Below are 22,311 nucleotides of genomic sequence, written 5' to 3' on the forward strand. Positions count from 1 at the left end.
AGTTATTGAACTAACTTGGTAAAAGGGACTTTATTGTACTTGACAGTTCATTATTCAATGATTAATTCATCTATAAAAATGAAGGCTTCTCCTCCATGCCCGGGGTGCCAGTCAGGGATGGTTCCAAAGTATTCTGCCTCAAAGCGGATATACCGTGCTTTTGTTTGTTTTATCTGTGCTTTTAGTTCTTGTGTGGTAATTTCATACGAGTCGGAAGGAACCTTGTTTTCAATGGAAGCGACTGCTTTCCATCTTTTTCCATTTTTTGAAACCCAGACTTTGAGTTTTTTTGGCATCCAGATCCAGGATCGGATATCCTGAATGAAGTTTCCACCGACAACTTCAATAGGTGTAAGTTCTTTCAAATCGACAATTGCTTCGAAATTTTTTCCCTGGTATCCTTGCCAGGCTCCCGTTCTGAAATCGTTCCCACCGCGTTGAAAGTCGATAATCCCTCTGTCACCACCTGCAGTGTATTGTGGAGAGTATGCAGATAAAATACGAATGTCCCATTTTTCGGGGATTTTGTGAAATTCAGACCGGATAACTTTACTACAGATAGAATCCCTACAGGCGATAGCCTGAATCGTAGCTGATTGCTGGAGCTGAATGGGATCTGTGTAAAGAATGCTGTTTGGGGTTGGAATACTTCCGTCAGTGGTATAATAAATAGTTTGTTCAGAGTCTGTATTCCCAATCTCAATCTGAAGACTATCAGAAAATGTATGTTTTTTGGTTTTGAAAAAAGGAACAATTGAAATAGAGTTTTTTACTTCTGAATGAGGAGGGTGAATACTTCCCCAGTCTGTCGGATTTTCCCCCATGGTAAAACGCAATTCTCCTCCGGAAATAATCGACGAATGTTCAATATAACTTTTGTGATAAGGTGCTCCATTGAGTGTTGCAGACTGGATGTAAGGCATGTCTTCACCAGTACCGTCGGCAATGATCGTAAATGTATTCTCATTCTCAAGTCGAATGATGGCTTTTTCCACGTAAGGAGCTGTTAACGTATATTGCGTTGACCCGGGAGTAACAGGATAGATTCCTATTGCGGCTAAATTTAGCCAGGAGGACATTTGCCCGCAATCCTCATTACCTGATAACCCATCCGGATGGGATGAATACATTTTCCGAATGATTTGTCTGGTTTTTTCCTGTGTTTTATGAGGTTTACCGATGAAATTATAAAGAAAGGCCATGTGATGACTCGGTTCGTTACCGTGTGCATATTGCCCGATCAACCCGGTAATGTCTACCTGATGTCTGCCGGAGGTTTGTGATGAAGTGGCGAATAATTCATCCAGCTTGTTTTCAAGATTTGTATTTCCTCCGTGTAGTTTTATAAGTCCTTGAATATCATGTGGCGCAAAAAAGCTGTATTGCCATGAATTAGCTTCCGTAAAATTGAAATTTACTTCCGTCGGATCAAACGGTTCCTGCCAACTGTTATGAATTTTAGCCTGCATAAAGCCGTTAGAGGGATTGAAAATATTCTTATAGTATTGACTTCGTTCATAAAACTCTTCGGCAATTTTTTGCTTTCCCATCGTATCAGCCATGACAGCGATACACCAATCATCATATGCATATTCAAGCGTTTTTGAAACGGACTCGTGTTCTTCTTCTACAGGGACAAAACCAAAGTTTCGATAAGCCGGAACTCCCAGATCTTTTTGATTGGCTCGTTCAAGCATTGCCTCCAAAGCGAGTTCTGAATCAAAATCCCGTAATCCTTTTTGGTACGCATCCACTAGTACTGGAATCGAGTGGTAACCAATCATGCACCCTGTATAGTTAGCAGAAAGCTCCCACATGGGTAGTTTTCCGCCTTCCTGATACTGCCGGAGAAAAGTTCGGATAAACTCTTTGGTTCGTTGCTGTTGTACCAGAGTGAAGAGTGGGTGAGTAGCACGGAATGTATCCCAAAGCGAGAATACGGTGTAGTGCTTGTCTTCTGTGTGGTGTACTTTTAAATCTGTTCCACGGTAGCGTCCGTCGGCATCATTAAAAAGGTTAGGATTAAGGAAACTGTGATAAAGAGCTGTGTAGAAAATGGTTTTAAAATCTGTATCAGAAGTTTCGATAGTAATTTTATTCAGTTCGTTTTGCCAGTCCTGTTGGGTTGCGGATTTAACCTGATCAAAAGTTTTGTTTCCTGATTCTGTTTCAAGATTCAGCTTGGCTCCTTGCTCATCAACGGCTGAAATACCAATATGAATAATTAATTCTTCGGCTTCGGGAAAACGAAGGAATAAACGTTTTCCCTCCATAGAGGTTGAATCAATTGTGAAAGGGAGAGAAAAAGACAGGTAAAAGTAGAAGTGTTGCTCTTGCGCCCAGGCTCTTGAAATTCGTTTTCCATGAAGAATAGTATTTCCTTCAGGTGTGATCGAATAGTCCAGGACAAGGTCTCTGTGATCCAGATCAATTAGCAGTCCGACTTCCATTTCCTTGTATGTATACCTGTGAATTCCTGAACGGGGTGCGGCTGTTAATTCTGTCGAAATGGAATAATCAGTAAGGTTCACCTGATAGTATCCCGGTTCAGCGTTTTCTTCTTTGTGTGAGAAAGAAGAAATAATGCGTCCTTCCTTGTCATAAATTACCTTTTCCGGATCATAAGGCATGAGTAACAAATCCGCATAATCACTTACGCCGGTTCCGCTGAGGTGCGTATGACTGAAACCATAAAGAATACTATCAGAATAATGATAGGCAGAGCATCCGTCCCATCCGGTTAACCGGGAATCCGGACTGAGTTGCATGAATCCGAAAGGGGCTGCTGCACCGGGATAGGTGTGTCCATGACCTCCTGTTCCTATAAACGGATCGACATAGTGTATAAGATTTTGTTGTGAATAGGAAAGAGAATGAATGGCAATCAATAAACCGGTTACTAATCTTTTCATAACGAATACATTTTCTGGTTTTGAAAAGTACAAAGAACCATTTAAATAATAGAAAATTAACACGGTTGAGTTATAATGCACAGAATATCAACAGGTGTATTTGAGGAAGCTTTTTGCGTCAGATAAGACACTGTTAAAGTTTAAGGAATTATGAAAAAGTAATAGCATTAAGCTTACATGAAGCAATTTTTAAACTGCTTACTTCGCGTTATAAACAGGTGGTGAAGTGAGAAACGGAGCGTTTGAAAATCTCTCTATTCGGGTTAAGATATTACTAAGTTTGTCCGTAGTAGCAGTATTTTCGTTTTTATTTAGTCGGATAAATGTATTGGGAATACGGCAGAGTGCAGATTATACCAATACACTAAATCTTTTGAGGTCATTTGAGGGGGCGATCCAACACAGAGATGAATTTCAGACCAAGTATTCTCTGATAGATTGTCGCAACACAGAGTATTTTAAAACTTTATCTTCTGAAAATGTAGCACAGTATTTTTTCTGGACGGATAGTGCTGTACGTATATTGCAACTTACGGTTGTTGCACTTGATGAATCAGGGAAACTGAATGAAAATCGGGAGTTTAAAGTCAACGAAATAAAAAAAGGAGTACTGGCTTCGTTTCATTTGTTTAATGAACTCCGCGAATTGATTCGAAAAAGGGGATACGTTCAGTATGGGTTGGAAGGAGAGTTAAGGGATGAGGCGCACCGACTGGAAGAAATTCTCTCCAACGGAACAGACTTGTTACTGCAAATGAGAAGGCATGAAAAAGATTTTATGTTACGGGGAGAACAACAATATATTGACAAGTTTAATACCCGGTTTTCAGAACTGTTGGCTCTTCGTCAGGGAGTTGAAGTTAAAGAAAGGTTAATTGCCTATCATACTTTATTCAATGAATTTGCGGAAGTTCATAATGCGATTGGCCATACAGCAGCGCAGGGGAAACTGAGGGATGTTCTGGGTGTGACTGAACGTACTGAAAAACTGATACGAACCATGGTGCTTGAGTTTGAAGAGGAAAGTGGTTTCGTATTGTCTAGGATTCAGTTGACGATGCAAATTTTTCAGTTTGCTTTACTTTTTGTAATTATCGGAATGATTTGGTTTCTGGGGAAACAATTGTCTAAGCCGGTTTTTGATTTAAGAAATGCTTTGGATTCCTTTGTAGAGAATAATTTTGAACTGGCGACGCAATTTCCGTTTTCCAATCGTAAGGATGAGTTTGGAAGATTGAGTTTGTCCCTGCAAAAGATGGCAGATGAAATTACGATTACCTTTAAGGAGTATCGCACGCGTTCCGAAGAAAGACAAAAAGTTCTGAAAGAACAAAAAGATAAATTGGAAATTCAGAAGCTCCTGTTGCAAGAGAACAGAAATCTTCTGCAAGAGCGACATGATGATATTCGTCAGAGTATTGATTACGCAAGAAGGCTGCAGAATGCGATTTTTCCAAGAAAAGAGAAAATTGATCGTTGGTTTGAGGCAAAACACTTTGAGCTATATCTGCCCAAAGATGTTGTGAGCGGAGACTTCTATTACATTGATGAGGTGGAAGGGACAAAATATGTAGCTGTTGGAGATTGTACAGGGCATGGAGTTCCCGGAGCATTTCTTTCTTTTCTGGGATTCAATTTTTTAAATTATGCTATCAAAGACAAAAACCTTGTAAATCCAGCTGCTATTTTAACTTATTTGAATGCAAAAATCACCGAAGTTTTCAACCAGAATGGTTTTCAAAGTGAAATCAAGGATGGGATGGACATTGCTTTGCTGGCGATTGAGGAAAAAAATGGTGAGAAACGCGCATTTTATTGCGGGGCTAATATTCCACTTTATTTGATAAGACAGCAGAGTATGGTGACCATTCGTCCCAATCGTTTTCCGATTGGAGATGTCATTGACGGACAGCGGAAATTTATGGCGCACGAATTGGATTTGCATCCGGGAGACAGACTCTATCTGAGTAGTGATGGGTATCAGGATCAGATAGGAGGTCCGTCAAATAAAAAATACAAGAAGGTTTATTTCAGAGACTTGTTATTACAAACTTCTCATTTGAATTATGAAGAGCAACAGAAAATGTTATTGCGAGAATTCAGGGAATGGAAAGGGACAAATACGCAGATTGATGATGTTTGTATCGTAGGAATAGGTGTCTAGATATAGCCCGACATACCCCGGAAAAGGGTACGTCGGACCTTGTTGTCTTATTTTTGGTGTTGTTCCCAGATTTGAACCAGTTCCACTAGTGTTGAAACTGCTTTTTCCATATCCTGAACACTTACGTATTCATGTTTGGAGTGAATAGCCATTTCTCCTGTAAAGATATTAGGGCAGGGAAGCCCTATAAATGACAGGCGTGAACCGTCAGTACCTCCTCGGATGATGGATTCTTTTGGAGTAATTCCCACATTTTTCATTGCCTGAACAGCATATTCGGTTACAAATGGGAGATCTTTTAGAATCTCTTTCATGTTGCGGTATTGTTCTGTGACCTCAAACTCGTAACGTGTTCCGGGGTGTTGTTCAATAACGCGTTGAATCAGACCTTCCAGAATAGCTTCGTATTCCTGTAGTTTTTTCGTGTCATGATCCCTGATAATAAAACTGACAGTAGCTTTCTCCAGAGAACCTTCTATGGATGTCGGGTGAACAAATCCTTCACGGTTCTCAGTAGTTTCCGGAGACCATTTGTCTTTCGGTAATTCATGAACAAATTCAGATGCTATTTTAATAGCGTTGATCATTTTTCCTTTTGCATATCCAGGATGAGCGCTGATTCCATGAATTGTAACTTTAACAGCATCTGCAGAGAAGGTTTCATCTTCGATTTCACCCAAAGGACCTCCATCCAGAGTATAACCGTAATCTGCATTCAGCTTATTCATATCCAATTTATCAACACCTCTTCCGATTTCTTCATCTGGTGTAAAAAGGATACGAATATCTCCATGTTTAATAGAAGGGTTGTCTGTTAACTGTTTTGCCAGATCCATAATGATTGCCACTCCGGCTTTGTCATCAGCACCTAATAACGTCAGCCCGCTTGCAGTTATGATATCATCCCCGATTTTTGATTCGAGATAAGGGTGTTGCTCTACAGTGATAACCTGACTGTTGTCATCGGGAAGAACAATCGGGTTGCCATCCCAATTGCGGTGAACAATTGGTTTTATATGGGTTCCGCTACAATCCGGGGCAGTATCCATATGTGAGCAGAAACAAATGGTAGGAACCTCTTTTTCCGTATTGGATGGAATGGTTCCGAAAACATACCCCCACTCATCCATATAGGCATCCTCAATACCGATGGCTTTCAATTCTTCTACCAATACTTTTCCCAAATCTTTCTGAATCATCGAAGAGGGAAAAGTAGTTGAGTTAGGATCGGCAGTGGTGTCAATTTGAACGTATCTTAAAAAACGTTCTTCAACGGTGTGTTTACTATTCATATTTTTCAATTTGTTAGACTAAAGCTGCTGCACCAAGTATTGCTGCATCATCTTCAGGTAATTCTGAGAATACTACTTTTGCTTTGTTTTGATAAATGTTGAGCATATTGGTCTCCATGTGGCGGTGAACCGGTTCGCGGAGAACTTCTCCCACTTTTGTGATACCTCCGAAAAGGAAAAATGCCTCCGGACTGGTATAAGCCATTGAATTGGCTAGTGTAAGTCCTAAGAATTCACCTGTTTTTTCAAAAATATGCAAAGCCAGTGAATCTCCTTTTTCAGCATATTGACCAATTACTTTTACATTGATCTCTTTTTCCTCTATTTGCGCAAGTTCAGAGTCCGGAAATTGATATTTTTCTTCAGCCAGTGTGCGGAGAATACCATTAGCGTTTACGTAGGCTTCGATACATCCTCTTCTTCCACAGCCACATAAACGCCCTCCCGGATAGGTAATTACATGTCCTATTTCTCCCGCAAATCCGTCGTGCCCGTATGCTAATTTCCCATTGATATAGATTCCGCTTCCAACTCCGGTTCCAAGAGTAATAACTACAAAATCATTCATTTCCTTGGCTCCTCCAAAGATTTTCTCACCCATTGCAGCAGCATTAGCATCATTGGTAAGTTCAACGGGACAGTCGAACGCTTCCTGTACTTTGGCACGGATGGGGAGCTTGTATCTCCAGGGCATATTGGGGGCGGATTCAATCATTCCGGAATGTACATTTCCGTTAGGTGCTCCGATGCCAATTCCGATTAACTCATCTTCACTTTTTAGCATTTTTCGCGTCTGTTCAACTATTTCTTTTACAAAGGAGTCAAAAGAGTCGAAAGATGAGGTCTGAATACGGTGGCGTCTTAGTATGGTTCCGTCCGGACCAATCAACCCGAATTTCGTATTCGTTCCTCCAATATCTATTCCTATACGTACTTTCATAATCGTCGAGAAGCTGTCAGAGTACAGGAGGCTGTAGTTTCCCTCCCGTACTCTTTTATTGTAAGAAAAGAGATCAATTACAAGTTTTCAAAGAAATCATTCCCCTTATCATCTGTAATGATAAAAGCGGGAAAGTTCTTTATGGTGATTTTGCGTACGGCTTCCATACCGAGTTCTTCGAAGTCAACTACTTCGACCGAAGTGATATTTTCCTTTGCCAGAATTGCAGCGGGGCCTCCAATAGAACCCAGATAAAATCCTCCGTGCTTTTTACAAGAATCCGTTACCTCTTTTGATCGGTTTCCTTTTGCCAGCATAATCATACTTCCACCGTGACTTTGGAACAGGTTTACGTAGGAATCCATTCGACCTGCAGTAGTTGGGCCAAAACTTCCTGATGGCATTCCTTCGGGAGTTTTAGCAGGACCGGCATAATAGATAGGGTGATTTTTGAAATAATCCGGCATTGGTTTCCCGGCATCAATCAACTCCTTTATTTTCGCATGAGCAATGTCCCGGGCAACGATAAGCGTTCCATTTAATTTCAAACGTGTTTTGATCGGGTAATTGGATAATTCGGCGAGTACTTCATGCATTGGTCGATCCAGATTAATTTCTACCGGAGCTTCCAGATGAGGTGGCACTTCAGGGAGTAAACGACGTGGGTTTTTCTCCAGTTGCTCTACAAATAGACCTTCTGTAGTAATTTTTGCTTTAATGTTTCTGTCTGCTGAGCAGGAAACGCCAAGTCCTACCGGACAAGAAGCAGCGTGACGGGGAAGACGAATCACACGAACATCATGCGTGAAGTACTTTCCTCCGAATTGTGCCCCGATCTGACTCTGCTGACAAATCAGTTGCACTCGTTTTTCCCATTCCAGATCACGGAATGCCTGACCACCCATGTTTCCTTCCGTAGGTAATTCATCATAATAACCGGCTGAAGCTTTTTTTACTGCAGAAAGGTTTGCTTCGGCAGAGGTTCCTCCGATTACCAAAGCCAGGTGATATGGAGGGCAGGCAGCAGTTCCAAGGTCTTTTATCTTTTCCTGAATGAATTGAGCTAATGATTCCTCATTTAATAGTGATTTTGTTTTTTGATAGAGGAATGTTTTGTTTGCAGAACCACCTCCCTTAGCAAGAAAAAGGAACTCATAAGACATTCCTTTTTTTGCATAAATATCTATTTGAGCGGGGAGATTTGATCCTGAGTTTTTTTCGTCAAACATCGAAAGAGGAACAACCTGAGAGTAACGTAAATTGCGTTCCTGATAGGTATTAAATATTCCTTTGGATAGATATTCAGCATCTTCGGCTCCTGTATACACATCTTCTCCTTTTTTTGCCATTACAATTGCCGTTCCTGTATCCTGACAGGATGGGAGTTGTCCTTCAGCTGCAATAGTTGCATTCTGTAGCAGATTATATGCCACAAATCGATCATTGTCGGTTGCTTCGGGATCGTCAAGAATAGCTCTTAACTTTTCGAGGTGAGCAGCCCTTAAATAAAAGGAAACATCACTCATTGCTTCCTGAGCAAGTATCTCCAGAGCTTTAGGGTCAACATGAAGTATCTCCCGGTTGCCATATTTTTCAACTTTTACAAAGTCGGATGAAATTTTTCTGTATTCTGTTTTATCCTTTCGTACCGGATAAGGGTCCTGGTAAAAAAACTCTGCCATTTTTTGATATTTGGGCATAAATATAGTGAATGTTCAGCACTTATATGTTTCTGTATTCATACAGTTTTAGGGGGCAGGTAATAGAGAAAGTGAATTTGTAAAAACGTCGAATAGCTTTTCGTATAAACCAAAAACTATTGTAATTCTAAAATTACCATTTGTGAAATTTTTACCAAAAGTTTAATTACAGGTTATTTTTTTAGTCAAAAAGATATTCTGGTTGCTTTTTTGGGCAACCTTGTTTATATTTCGACCGTTGAGTGAAATAGAGGGGCTGGTTGCAGAAATCACAAAAACAATTATCTATGAAAACAATTTGGATGACAGGTGCTATACTCCTAGTTACTGGTGGTGCGTTAAGTTTTGGTAAAAAATCAGATATAATTATTGGAATCTCAAAAATACAGAGTCAGGAAAAGCGTACTGCAGAAATCCGAATGTCCGGAAGTAAAGCTATTTTTCAGACAGGATTAGCATTTAATGAGTTAACAGCCCGAAGAATAAAAGATATTGCTGTTGCAGAAGGACATACTTGTGTGAGCGCTATTTCTTTTGAAGGAAATAAATGCACGGTTTTGTTTACAGAAGGAACAGCTAGAGAGACAAAAGGAAAAGCGTTAAAACTGATTGTAACTCACCTTAACTTTGACGACTTTACATACGTTAATGACTAATACATTGCCTATGGTAAAAATTACTACACACAGAAGACACCTTTCTTACCTTTTTTTGATTTTGTTCCTGTTCATCTTTTCAACAGAAAAGATAACAGCACAATGTACAGTTGATGCAACAATTTGTACTCCAGGTGTTTCTCCTGCATTTGGTTTTACAGCTACGGGGGGAGCTTATGCGGGGGGAAGTTTTGTTAATGCAGGGTGTAATACGGGGATGGCAGGAAACCATTCCTACGGTTTTATTACACTGCACATAACGGAATCAGGACCGTTAAATCTGTTGGTAAACGGTAATTCCAACAGCGGTTATATTGATGTGGCAATTTTTAATGTACCTGAAGGTGTAGCTCCCTGTAATGCAATTCAAAATGCAGGAAACGTTATTGGTTGTAATTATGCCGATTTCTCAGGGGGGTGTGTCCAATTCGGAAATGCATTTGGTTGTAACTCGGATGTACCTGCTCCTAACGTTGTGGCAGGTCAGGAGATTATGATTATTGTTCAAAACTACTCAAACCCCGGAAGTGCTTCCTTTACCCTTGAATTAGGACCACCTCCCGGTGCTCAAACCGGGCCGGCGGATGCTACAATTGCCCCGGTTGGTCCCGTTTGTATTAGCTCGTCATCTTTTCAGTTGAACGCGGCAAGTATGGGAGGGAACTGGTCTGGTCCCGGTGTTTCTGCTACAGGAATATTTAACCCTGCTGCAGCCGGTCCCGGAACACACACTATCGATTATAGTATTGGATCTTTTCCTTGTAATTCCTCGGATCAGACAACGATAACGGTTGAACCTCTTCCTACTACGAATGCAGGGTCGGATGTTACAATTTGTGCGGGAGAATCGGTTACATTGACTGCAACAGGAGCTTCAACATTCAACTGGAATAACGGACTAGGTGGAGGTGCTTCGCACAGTGTATCTCCGGGAGTAACCACAACTTATACAGTTACCGGAGGATCTGCTGCGGGATGTGTTTCAACCGATCAGGTTACAGTGAATGTGAATCCGTTACCAACAGTAGGAGCAGGATCAAATGTTTCTATTTGTCAGGGAGCAAATACCACTTTAACAGCTACGGGAGCAGATTCTTATACATGGGATAATGGTTTGGGAGCCGGAGCGTCACATATTGTAAGTCCGGCGACAACAACAACCTATACGGTGACAGGAACAACGAACGGATGTCAGAATACTTCTTCTGTGACTGTTAGTGTCACACCGCTTAATGTTACTTCTTCTGCTGATGTTACTATTTGCCAGGGACAGTCAACTACGATTTCTGCTGCCGGGGCAACTAACTACAGCTGGGATAACGGTGTCGGAGCAGGAGCTTCGCATACGGTTTCGCCTGCTACAACCACTACTTATACGGTTACAGGGAGTTCAGGAGGATGTTCAAATACTTCATCAACAACAGTAAATGTAACTCCACTTCCTGTAGTATCTGCGGGGTCGGATCAGGCTATTTGTGTCGGAGAGGCAGCGACAATTACTGCTACCGGAGCAACGAACTACAGTTGGGATAATGGTCTGGGGGCAGGAGCTTCGCATTCCGTATCACCCGGTAGTACCACAACTTATACCGTTACAGGTTCAAGTAGTGGATGTACAAATACAGACCAGATACAGGTCGTAGTAAATCCTAACCCGGTAGTAAATGCGGGTGCTGATCAGGTAGTATGTGCCGGAGAATCAGTTACTCTTTCAGCAGCTGGGAATGCAGACAATTTTTCATGGAATAATGGGGTTGTAGATGGTGTTGCGTTTACACCGGTAACGACAACTACCTATACACTTACCGGAACAAATGCTACCGGATGTACAGAGACAGATCAGGTGACAGTTACCGTTAATCCTTTACCTACAGTTGATGGAGGAGTAGATCAGGCAGTTTGTGAAGGTAGTGCTGTGACACTGGCAGCAACCGGAAATGCAACCGGATATACATGGGATAATAGCGTGACAAATGGAGTCACTTTTACTCCTGGAGTGGGAACAGTAACCTACACGGTTACCGGTACTTCAGCAGCAGGTTGTACAAATACAGACCAGGTTGATGTAACGGTATATGCAAATCCGGTTGTAGATGCAGGATCGGATTTTTCCGTTTGTATAGGAACTCCTGTTACTTTAACGGGAAGCGGGGCAAATTCCTACTCATGGACCAATGGTGTAACAGACGGTGTGACATTTACTCCGGGTGGAACAGCCACGTACACGGTGACAGGAACAGATAATAATGGGTGTCAGGATACGGATGCAATTACAGTTATTGTTTTACCGGATGCGCCTATAGATGCAGGAGCAGATCAGGTGATTTGTGCGGGTGAATCGATCACAATTACAGCAACTGGCGGAGTAACCTATACCTGGGATAATGGTTTAGGGGCAGGAGTCTCTCATACAATAAGTCCTGCAGCAACGACCACATATACAGTAAACGGAGAAGATGCTAATGGTTGTACAGGTTCCGATCAGGTAACAGTAACGGTTAATCCTTTACCAACAGCAACAATCAATGGGACAACAGATGTTTGTCAGAATGATGCGTCTCCGTCTGTTACATTCACGGGGTCAAATGGAACTGCTCCTTATACCTTTACGTATACCATAAACGGAGGTGCTGCGCAAACAGTTGTTTCGACAGGTAATTCAGCAACGGTTAGCGCCCCGACAGGTAGTGCCGGAACTTTCACCTATGAATTGGTAAGTGTTCAGGATGCTTCTTCGACAACTTGTGCCCAGAACCAAACAGGAACAGCTATAATACTTGTAAACCCACTTCCAACAGCAACAATAGCAGGAACAACGGTTGTTTGTCAAAACGATGCCGCTCCGTCTGTTACATTCACGGGTGCTTATGGAACTGCTCCCTATACTTTTACGTACACCATTAATGGAGGTGCTACACAAACAGTTGTTTCAACAGGTAATTCAGCAACGGTGAGTGCCCCAACAGGTAGTGCCGGCACTTTTACCTATGAATTGGTAAGTGTTCAGGATGCTTCTTCAACAACTTGTACCCAGAATCAAACAGGAACAGCTACCATTCAGGTAGATCCGCTTCCAACAGCAACAATAGCAGGAGATGTAGAAGTTTGTCAGAATGATGCCACTCCATCGGTTACATTTACCGGAGCCAATGGAACGGCTCCTTATACTTTTACGTACACTATTAATGGAGGTGCTGCGCAAACAGTTATCTCTACAGGTAATACGGCGGTGATTTCTATTCCCACCGGAACTGTAGGTACTTACACGATAGAACTTGTCAATGTGGAAGACGCCAGCGCCTCTGTCTGTCAACAGACACAGACAGGAACAGTGACTGTTGTTGTAAATCCATTGCCCACTGCAATACTATCAGGAGACACGGAAATTTGTCAGAATTCAGCTTCCCCTTCTGTTACTTTTACCGGGGCTAATGGAACGGCTCCTTATACCTTTACCTATACTATTAACGGTGGCACGAATCAAACGGTTACCTCAGTCGGAAATACAGTTACTGTATCGGTGCCAACAGGTAGTGCAGGAACATTTGTATATGATTTGATAAGTGTTCAGGATGCAAGTTCGACAACCTGTTCACAAGCACAGACAGGAACAGCGACTATTGTTGTAAATCCGTTACCAACAGCAACAATTACTGGTACAACAGATGTTTGTCAGGACGGAACTTCTCCATCAGTGACCTTTACAGGAGCTAACGGAACCGCCCCTTACACATTTACGTATAATATAAATGGAGGAGCCAGTCAAACGGTTGTTTCAACAGGTAATACGGCAACTGTTTCCGTTCCTACAGGAGTAGCAGGAACGTTCAATTATAACTTACTAAGTGTTCAGGATGCTTCTTCCACAGCATGTGCGCAAAGTCAAGCCGGAACGGTAACAGTAATCGTGAATCCACTTCCTACCGCAACCATCTCCGGAGCAACAGAAGTTTGTGAGAATGCGGCATCTCCATCGGTTACCTTTACAGGAGCTAACGGAACCGCTCCTTATACTTTTACTTATTCAATAAATGGAGGGACTGCACAAACAGTAACCTCTACAGGAAATAGTGCAATAGTATCTGTACCAACAGGTAGTGCAGGGAGTTTTACTTACGAACTAATAAGTGTTGAGGATGCAAGTTCAACTTTATGTAGCCAGCCTCAGACAGGGGGAGTGACAATTACTGTAAATCCATTGCCAACAGCTACGATAATAGGGACAACCGAAGTGTGTCAGAATAGTACTTCTCCGGTTATAACTTTTACAGGAGCTAACGGAACCGCTCCTTATACTTTTTCATATACAATTAACAATGGAGCTGTTCAGACAGTAACTTCAACGGGAAATAGTGCAACGGTATCTGTTCCTACAGGAGTTGCCGGTACATTTGTCTATGAGTTAGTAAATGTTGAAGATGCAAGTTCGACTTCTTGTTTGCAGAGTCAATCGGGTATAGCTACAGTACTTGTAAACCCATTACCAACGGCAACTATTTCCGGAACAACAGAGATTTGTCAGAATGCAACTTCTCCATCGGTTACCTTCACCGGAGCTAATGGAACCGCTCCCTATACCTTTACGTATACTATTAATGGAGGTGCTGCACAAACAGTCGTTTCGGTTGGAAACACAGCACAGGTTATTGTTCCAACAGGAACTGTAGGGAACTTTATTTTTGATCTTGTTGCTGTTGAGGATGCAAGTTCTACAACTTGTTCTCAGGCTCAGTCAGGTTCGGTAATAATAAGTGTAAACCCATTACCAACGGCAACTATTTCCGGAACAACAGAGATTTGTCAGAATGCAACTTCTCCATCGGTTACCTTCACAGGAGCAGACGGAACCGCTCCTTATACTTTTACGTATTCCATAAATGGCGGTACTTCACAAACGGTAACATCAGTTGGGAATAATGCTACCGTAACAGTTTCTACTTTGGTTCCGGGAACTTATACTTATGAGCTCATAAGTGTCGAGGATGCAAGTTCAACAACCTGTTCTCAACTACAGACCGGTAGTGTAAATATTATTGTAAATCCATTACCGACAGCATCTATAACCGGAACAACTTCGATTTGTGTTGGAGATCCTGATGCATATATAACAATTTCAGGATCAAATGGAACTGCTCCTTATACTTTTACTTATACGATTAATGGCGGAGCGAATCAGACAATAACTTCGACAGGAGATGATGCTGTTGTTACCATTCCGTCTTCAGTAGCAGGAACCTTTAATGTTAACCTTGTTAGTGTCGAGGATGCAAGTTCAACAACTTGTTTTCAAAGCGAGACAGGAACTGCTACAGTTACTGTGAATTCCAATCCTGTTCCGGTAATAACAGGTGCAGATGAGTATTGTGAAGGGTACAGTGCCGGATTAAATGCAGGAAGTGGATATATAGCGTATAACTGGTCAACAGGAGGTAGTAGTCAAACTATTACTGCAACAGAAGCAGATAACCCGATAACAGTTACAGTTACAAGTCCGGAAGGATGTGTAGGGACGTCAGCTCCTTTTACTGTAACGGAAAACCTGGATATTGTAACCAATTACTCGTTCCAGATTTGTCAGGGAGAGTCAATGGTTATTCATGGTTTGCCACAGACAACTTCAGGAACTTATTCGCAGACCTTTGTTTCTGCTACCGGATGTGACTCAATAGCTAATGTCACACTTGTCGTTAACCCTCTTCCGGCTGTATCTGCCGGAACGGACTATTCAATTTGTACCGGAGCCTCTACTACATTGAATGGTAGTGGAGCGGTAACTTATGTTTGGGACAATAGTGTAACAAATGGAGTAAGTTTTACTCCCGGGACAACCCAAACGTATACAGTTACCGGAACAGATGCAAACGGATGTGTTAATACAGATAATGTAGTGGTAACTCTTGATCCGTTACCAACCGCTACAGTTTCGGGGACGACCATTGTTTGTCAGAATGATGCTTCACCGGATATTACATTTACAGGAGCCGGAGCTACAGCTCCTTATACGTTCACCTATACTGTGAACGGAGGAGCTACTCAAACGGTTACTTCCACAGGTGATATCGCTACAGTTAGTGTTCCGACCGGAACTGTAGGTACGTTTACCTATAATTTAATACGTGTTGAAGAATCGGGTAGTAATACCTGTTCTCAAGGGCAAACTGGTACAGAGACGGTGACGGTAAATCCATTACCGACAGCAACTATTTCCGGGAATGCAGAGGTTTGTCAGAACGGGATAGCTCCTGTGGTAACATTAACAGGAGCTAATGGAGTTGCTCCCTATACGTTCACGTACACGATCAACGGAGGGACTCCACAAACAGTTGTCTCTTCCGGAAACCAAGCTACTTTATCGGCTCCGACATCAACTCCTGGAACGTATGTGTATGATCTTGTCAGTGTTCAGGATTCGAGTCCTACAAATTGTTCACAAACTCAGTCAGGATCCGTTTCGGTTCTGGTGAATCCTCTGCCTTTGGCAACCATTGACGGCGACGCAATCGTTTGTCGGAATGGAGCTGCACCTACAGTGACATTTACCGGATCGAATGGTACGGCACCGTATACATTTTCTTACACAATAAACGGAGGAGCGATTCAAACAGTCGTATCAACAGGAAGTACGGCGAATATATCAGCTCCCACAGGTGTTGTAGGTACATTTGTTTATGATTTGATCAGTGTTCAGGATGCAAGTTCTACCACATGTTCTCAATCCCAGTCAGGGAGTGTTACCATACAGGTGAATCCATTACCAACAGCAACAGTTACAGGTACGACAGAAGTTTGTCAAAATGCGACTTCTCCAAATGTGACGTTTACAGGTGCTAATGGAACGGCTCCCTATACCTTTACGTATACCATTAATGGCGGGGCAAATCAGTCAGTTACTTCTACCGGAAATTCGGTTACAGTATCTGTTCCCACCGGAACTGTGGGGACATTTAACTATAATCTGATCAGTGTTCAGGATGCAAGTTCTACAGCGTGTATTCAAAACCAGTCAGGTGTTGCCAGTGTACTCGTTAATCCACTGCCGACAGCTACAATATCAGGGGATGCAGAAGTGTGTCAGTCAGGGACCTCACCAACGGTAACATTTGTTGGTTCCAGTAGTACGGCTCCTTATACATTTACATACAGGATAAATGGTGGCGCATCTCAAACAGTTACTTCTGTAGGTAATACCGCAACGGTATCTGTGCCCACCGGAATAGTCGGGACGTATACCTACGAGCTGATCAGTGTTCAGGATGCATCTTCTACAACTTGTTCTCAAAATCAGTCGGGAAGTGTTACTATAATTGTAAATCCATTGCCAACTGCGACAATAAGCGGTACAACGATTGTCTGTCAGAATGAGGCGAGTCCTGATATTACTTTTACCGGAGCCAATGGAACCGCTCCATACACATTTACGTATACGATAAACGGAGGTACTGTTCAAACTGTTACCTCAACCGGTAATACGGCAATAGTATCTGTCCCTACCGGAACTGTAGGAACATTTAACTACAGTCTGATCAGTGTTCAGGATGCATCTTCTACTGCTTGTATACAAAACCAGTCAGGAAATGCATCAGTAACTGTAAATCCACTGCCTACTGCAATAGTTTCGGGGACTACAGAAGTTTGTCAAAATGCCACCCAGCCTGTGGTAACGTTTACCGGAGCGAATGGAACTGCCCCTTATACTTTCAGGTATACGATAAATGGAGGAGCAGTAGTAAATGTTACATCAACAGGGAATTCGGCGACAGTTAGCGCTCCGACAGGAACGGTTGGAACATTTGTTTATGAATTGGTTGGTGTTCAGGACGCAAGTGCGACAGCCTGTTACCAAAATCAGTCAGGTAGTACTACCATCACCGTGAATCCATTGCCTACAGCAACAATCGCAGGTACAACTGTAGTCTGTCAGAATGATACTGAACCACAAGTAACGTTTACTGGAGCTAATGGAACTGCTCCTTATACGTTTACCTATACAATTAACGGAGGAGCTGCGCAAACAGTAGTCTCAACGGGTAATATAGCAACAGTGGATGTTCCTACAGGGACAGTTGGTACTTTAACGTATAACCTCGTTAGTGTTCAGGATGCTTCCTCTACTTCTTGTATTCAGAATCAGTCAGGAACCGTTTCTATAACTGTTAATCCATTGCCAACGGCAACTATTTCAGGGACAACTGACGTTTGTCAGAATGGTACGTCTCCTATGATTACTTTCTCAGGGAATAACGGCACTGCTCCTTATACATTTACCTATTCGATTAACGGAGGAGCCAGTCAGGTTGTTGTGTCAACAGGTAACAGTGCTACAGTTAGCGTTCCGACAGGTGTGGTCGGTAGTTTTTCGTATGAATTGATCAGTGTTCAGGATGGTTCTTCGACTACTTGTTCACAAAACCAGTCAGGAACAGCTGTAGTAACAGTACATCCGCTTCCGACAGCAACCATAAATGGAGATACAGAAGTGTGTCAGAATGCTGCTGAACCGATCATTACATTTACCGGGGCAGGAGGAACCGCTCCTTACACGTTTACATACAGTATTAACGGAGGACCCGGTCAAACTGTTGTGTCAAGTGGTGCTACAGCAACGGTTTCAGTGCCTACAACCGTATATGGAACCTTTACATACTCTCTGTTAAGTGTCTCGGATGCCGGCGTGGTATCTTGCGAACAAACACAAAATGGTTCTGCTACAGTTATTGTCAACCGACTACCGGAGGCAACTATCTCAGGAAACGCAGATTTATGTATTAATGGAGCAGCTTCTCAGGTTACTTTCACCGGGTTGAATGGAATTGCTCCTTATACGTTTACTTATACCATAAACGGAGGTGCTAACCAGACGATTGTATCAACAGGGAATACCGTTTCTATAACAGTCCCTACAAATGTGATAGGCGCTTACCAGTATGAGTTGGTGGGAGTTCAGGATGCTAGTACAACAGCTTGCGTAAATACAGAAACAGGGAGCGTTTTGGTAACAGTTCATGATTTACCGACAGTATTTGCAGGAAATGATATTGTTTCTTGTGCCGGAGAAACGGTTCTGCTGACAGCTTCCGGAGCAGTGACGTATGTGTGGGATAATGGTGTTTATGATGGAGTGCCGTTTATTCCATTGGATACCACAATTTATACGGTAACAGGGACAGATCAGTACGGATGTCAAAATACGGATGACCTTACAGTATATGTGGTGCCGAACCCGGTAGTTACATTTGTTGCAGACACCCTGGAAGGATGCTCTCCTTTAACAGTTACGTTTACAAATCAATCGACAGGTAATCTGGATAACTGTCAATGGACATTTAGTGATGGTACAGTTGCAACAGGGTGTTCATCGGTAACTCATAATTTCACACAGCCAGGATGTTATTCTGTCGCTTTGACAGCAACTACAATAGAAGGATGTAGAACCAGTTATACCGAACAGGATATGATTTGCGTCTACCCTGATCCGGTTGCTAATTTCTACACAGAACCATCTGGACAGATGACTACCGTATCACCAACGCTACATATCTTCAACACTTCAGTAGATGCAGATAGCTATTATTGGAATTTTGGAAATGAATCGTTTTCGACAGAGACCTCTCCGACAGTTACCTATGCAGAACAACCGGGTGTATATGATATCACGTTATATGCAATGAATAATGCAGGTTGTATAGATAGTATAACTCGTCAGGTTCAGGTTGTTCAGGAGGTGATTTATTATGTGCCGAATGCTTTTACTCCGGATAATGATGAGTTTAATGAAACATTTACACCTGTATTCTCTCAGGGATTTGATCCTTATGACTATAATTTGTTGATCTTTAACCGTTGGGGAGAAGTTCTGTTCGAATCAAATGATGCTGAATTTGGTTGGGACGGAACGTATGGAGGCCAGTTGGTTGAAGATGGAGTATATGTCTGGCGAATTTCATTTAAAAATGAGACGACAGATAGGAGAGAAGTGATCACAGGACACGTTACCTTAATCCGGTAAACTTCAGAGTTTAAAAATCAAGATGAAATAGGTGGTGCAATAGTGCCACCTATTTTTATTAGGTTGAGTATATTGTTTTTCAATAGAGTAAGTAGTATGTAACTTTTAATTAATTAAGTGTTATTTGAGAAAATACAAACTATGAATTTAAAACTATTTACCTGTTCATTTTTTAGTCTGATTTTCCTTTCATCGGCAATAAAGTTGCCGAAGACATTGCGAGAGGAGTATAAATTGATTCCGGGTGGTTTGGCAAAAGTTGATTCAGATACGCTGTCTCTACAGACATACTATATCAAGGCATATGAAGTTTCTAACCGCGAATATAATCAGTTTTTGAGGGAACTAGAGGAAAATGGAACTGAAGAAGAACGGAGACAAGCGAGGATCAGAAATGAGAATTGGAATTCAGAATTCGAAAATATGAACCTGAAAACATTTTCGGAGTTGTATCACACACATTCTGCTTTTGCTGATTATCCGGTGGTGAATATTACGTTTGAAGGAGCAAAACTCTATTGTAAATGGGTTGAAAAAAAGATTAACGAGGAGCTTAAGAAAGCGGGGATACGGGTAAAGGTAAGGTTGCCCGAACGCGCAGAGCTGATTCGTGCCGGAGCAGGTGATGATTTATGGAGTTCATATGCATGGAAGGGGGCGTATATGCGTAACGCAAAAGGAAATTTTCTTTGTAATTTCACCTGTATTCCTCAGTCATTTGTTACACGAGATGAAGAAGGGAGTCTTACAGTTGTAGAAGGGAACAAGTTTTCTGAAGAAAAAGAAACGTACTTAATAGCACATAAAAAGAGTTACTGGCCTTCTGAGTTTGGTGTCTATAACCTGAATGGAAATGTTTCGGAAATGACAGCACGAAAAGGAGAGGCTGTAGGTGGTTCCTGGAGTGATTTGGGGTATGATGTTCGTTTACAAAGTTTGTCTTCATATCAGGAAACTTCTTGTAAAGTTGGTTTTAGAGTGGTTTTTTCAATAGGGTCATAAAGAACAAATTGAGTTGTAAAATGACTAAGGCTAGTCGTAATCGTTTGCGAAGGTACAGTGAGCATTACCTTTTCTACACCGTAGCAGGGGGAATACTATGGTCTGTTCTAAACTACTTATTGCTTTTTGAGCAATTGAATAAGCATATGTGGTTTATCGTAACTGCGTTGGTACTTTTTATTGTGATATGCACAATACTTTTGGTTCATTTGGTGATTTATTATCCGTTCAAGAATGTACACGTCCGGTTTTTAATGCCATGTATACTTTTTATGATTCCTGTTTGTATTGTTGTAATTTACGAAGAGTTTTTACTACTTAGGTTCGTTGCTTTATTTCCATGTTTATATTTAATTTTGGGAATTTATCATAGTAAGGGCTACAGGAGACTACAATACATAGAACAAAAAAATCATTTTGAAAAAAAATCAAATACGAAAGAAAGCCCAAAATGGTCTGGAAGAAGGGTTGAGTAAACAGGAGGTATATAATGCATTATACCGCGAAGCAAAAAAGACTCCGGAGGATTTGGCACAGATCATTAAGCCTCTTCCCACAACTGATTTTAAGAAACAATACAAAGTATGGCATAGTATTTTTATTGGACTGATGGTATTGATCATCCTTTTAAAGATGTTGGCTACTTTACCGGCTATTATTGAAGATGGATTGTTGGGAGTGTTATTTGTCTTTCTTGTTCCTTTACTAAATATTATACTTTTAATAGGTGTTGTTAACTACAGAAGCGAATATTTTAGATGGACAGGTATTCTTTCTGTCATTGGTTTGATACGATTTGTGGGTAGTGGAGAAGAAATTTCCATGGATATCTTTTTTATGGTGGACCTTCTGCTAATCGGAATGATTATTTTTCTTAGTTTTTTCCTATTGCATAAAATGACCACTCCTTACCGTATTGTCTCAGAAAAATATACGAATAAAGAGGGGCAACAAAGAATTCGAAAGAAAGCTGTATTTCAAAATTAATCCTGGGAGATATTTCTATTCGAAGTGTGACAGGTACTCATATTCTGATGAATAATCCGTATCTTGCGCCGCATTTATAATACGACATATCATGGAAAAAGAACTGGCAGCACGCAGTGGAAATGTGTGTGAACTTTGTGGAGCAACTGAAGGACTAAAAGTATTTGTTGTTGAACCGAAACCGGGAAGTAGTTCGGATGAGTGTGTTCATGTTTGTGCTACTTGTTTTAGCCAGTTATCAGGTGAAGAAGAGATCGAAACCAATCATTGGCGTTGTTTAAATGACAGTATGTGGAACGAAACTCCGGCAGTGAAAGTTGTTGCCTGGAGAATGTTGAACAAACTTAAGTCTGAAGGATGGCCGAATGATCTTCTTGATATGTTCTACATGGATGAAGAAACCGAAAAGTGGGCTAAATCAGGAGTCGACGCTGAAAATGCGCCTAAACATGTGGATAGTAACGGCGCTGAGTTATTTGCCGGAGATTCGGTTGTCTTGATTAAAGATTTGAAAGTAAAAGGAGCTAACTTCACGGCAAAAAGAGGAACAGCAGTTCGTAATATTACACTTGTTCATGATAATCCTGAACAGATTGAAGGAAAAGTAGAGGGACAACGCATCGTAATCCTTACGCAGTACGTGAAGAAATAA

Annotated in this window: 10 protein-coding genes; 6 read left to right on the forward strand and 4 right to left on the reverse strand. The window is 41.6% G+C overall.

Annotated elements, in window-relative coordinates; translation table 11 throughout:
- Window positions 1-50: 50 nt before the first annotated feature.
- Complete coding sequence (locus AC4PL9_RS01210; protein WP_491602975.1) at window positions 51-2,912, reverse strand: GH92 family glycosyl hydrolase; 2,862 nt, start codon at window positions 2,910-2,912, stop codon at window positions 51-53.
- A gap of 226 nt (window positions 2,913-3,138) precedes the next feature.
- Between AC4PL9_RS01210 and AC4PL9_RS01215 the strand changes: the two genes are divergently transcribed.
- Window positions 3,139-5,076 (forward strand): PP2C family protein-serine/threonine phosphatase, encoded by a 1,938-nt coding sequence (locus tag AC4PL9_RS01215; protein ID WP_491602976.1) that lies wholly within the window; start codon window positions 3,139-3,141, stop codon window positions 5,074-5,076.
- Window positions 5,077-5,123: 47 nt separating this feature from the next.
- On the opposite strand, the gene pepT is transcribed toward AC4PL9_RS01215, so the two are convergent.
- The 3 genes from pepT to AC4PL9_RS01230 form a co-directional block, all read right to left on the reverse strand.
- Window positions 5,124-6,368 (reverse strand): peptidase T, encoded by a 1,245-nt coding sequence (gene pepT, locus AC4PL9_RS01220; protein ID WP_491602977.1) that lies wholly within the window; start codon window positions 6,366-6,368, stop codon window positions 5,124-5,126.
- Between the two features lie 13 nt (window positions 6,369-6,381).
- Window positions 6,382-7,308 carry an ROK family protein gene (locus tag AC4PL9_RS01225; protein WP_491602978.1) on the reverse strand — a complete coding sequence of 309 codons (927 nt, stop codon included), beginning with the start codon at window positions 7,306-7,308 and terminating at the stop codon, window positions 6,382-6,384.
- 77 nt (window positions 7,309-7,385) lie between these two features.
- Complete coding sequence (locus AC4PL9_RS01230; protein ID WP_491602979.1) at window positions 7,386-8,990, reverse strand: fumarate hydratase; 1,605 nt, start codon at window positions 8,988-8,990, stop codon at window positions 7,386-7,388.
- Between the two features lie 305 nt (window positions 8,991-9,295).
- Between AC4PL9_RS01230 and AC4PL9_RS01235 the strand changes: the two genes are divergently transcribed.
- The 5 genes from AC4PL9_RS01235 (at window position 9,296) to AC4PL9_RS01255 (ending at window position 22,311) form a co-directional block, all read left to right on the forward strand.
- The gene (locus AC4PL9_RS01235) at window positions 9,296-9,664 is read left to right on the forward strand and encodes a hypothetical protein (RefSeq protein ID WP_491602980.1); all 369 of its coding nucleotides are present in this window, start codon (window positions 9,296-9,298) and stop codon (window positions 9,662-9,664) included.
- 10 nt (window positions 9,665-9,674) lie between these two features.
- A complete protein-coding gene (locus AC4PL9_RS01240; protein ID WP_491602981.1) occupies window positions 9,675-19,670 on the forward strand; it encodes a PKD domain-containing protein in 9,996 nt (3,331 codons plus the stop codon).
- A gap of 141 nt (window positions 19,671-19,811) precedes the next feature.
- The gene (locus AC4PL9_RS01245) at window positions 19,812-20,672 is read left to right on the forward strand and encodes an SUMF1/EgtB/PvdO family nonheme iron enzyme (protein ID WP_491602982.1); all 861 of its coding nucleotides are present in this window, start codon (window positions 19,812-19,814) and stop codon (window positions 20,670-20,672) included.
- Window positions 20,673-21,089: 417 nt separating this feature from the next.
- Entirely contained in the window at window positions 21,090-21,659 is a 570-nt protein-coding gene (locus AC4PL9_RS01250; protein WP_491602983.1) for a hypothetical protein, read from the forward strand.
- Window positions 21,660-21,750: 91 nt separating this feature from the next.
- Window positions 21,751-22,311 (forward strand): PhnA domain-containing protein, encoded by a 561-nt coding sequence (locus tag AC4PL9_RS01255; RefSeq protein ID WP_491602984.1) that lies wholly within the window; start codon window positions 21,751-21,753, stop codon window positions 22,309-22,311.

It is taken from the genome of Wandonia sp. (assembly GCF_984588085.1).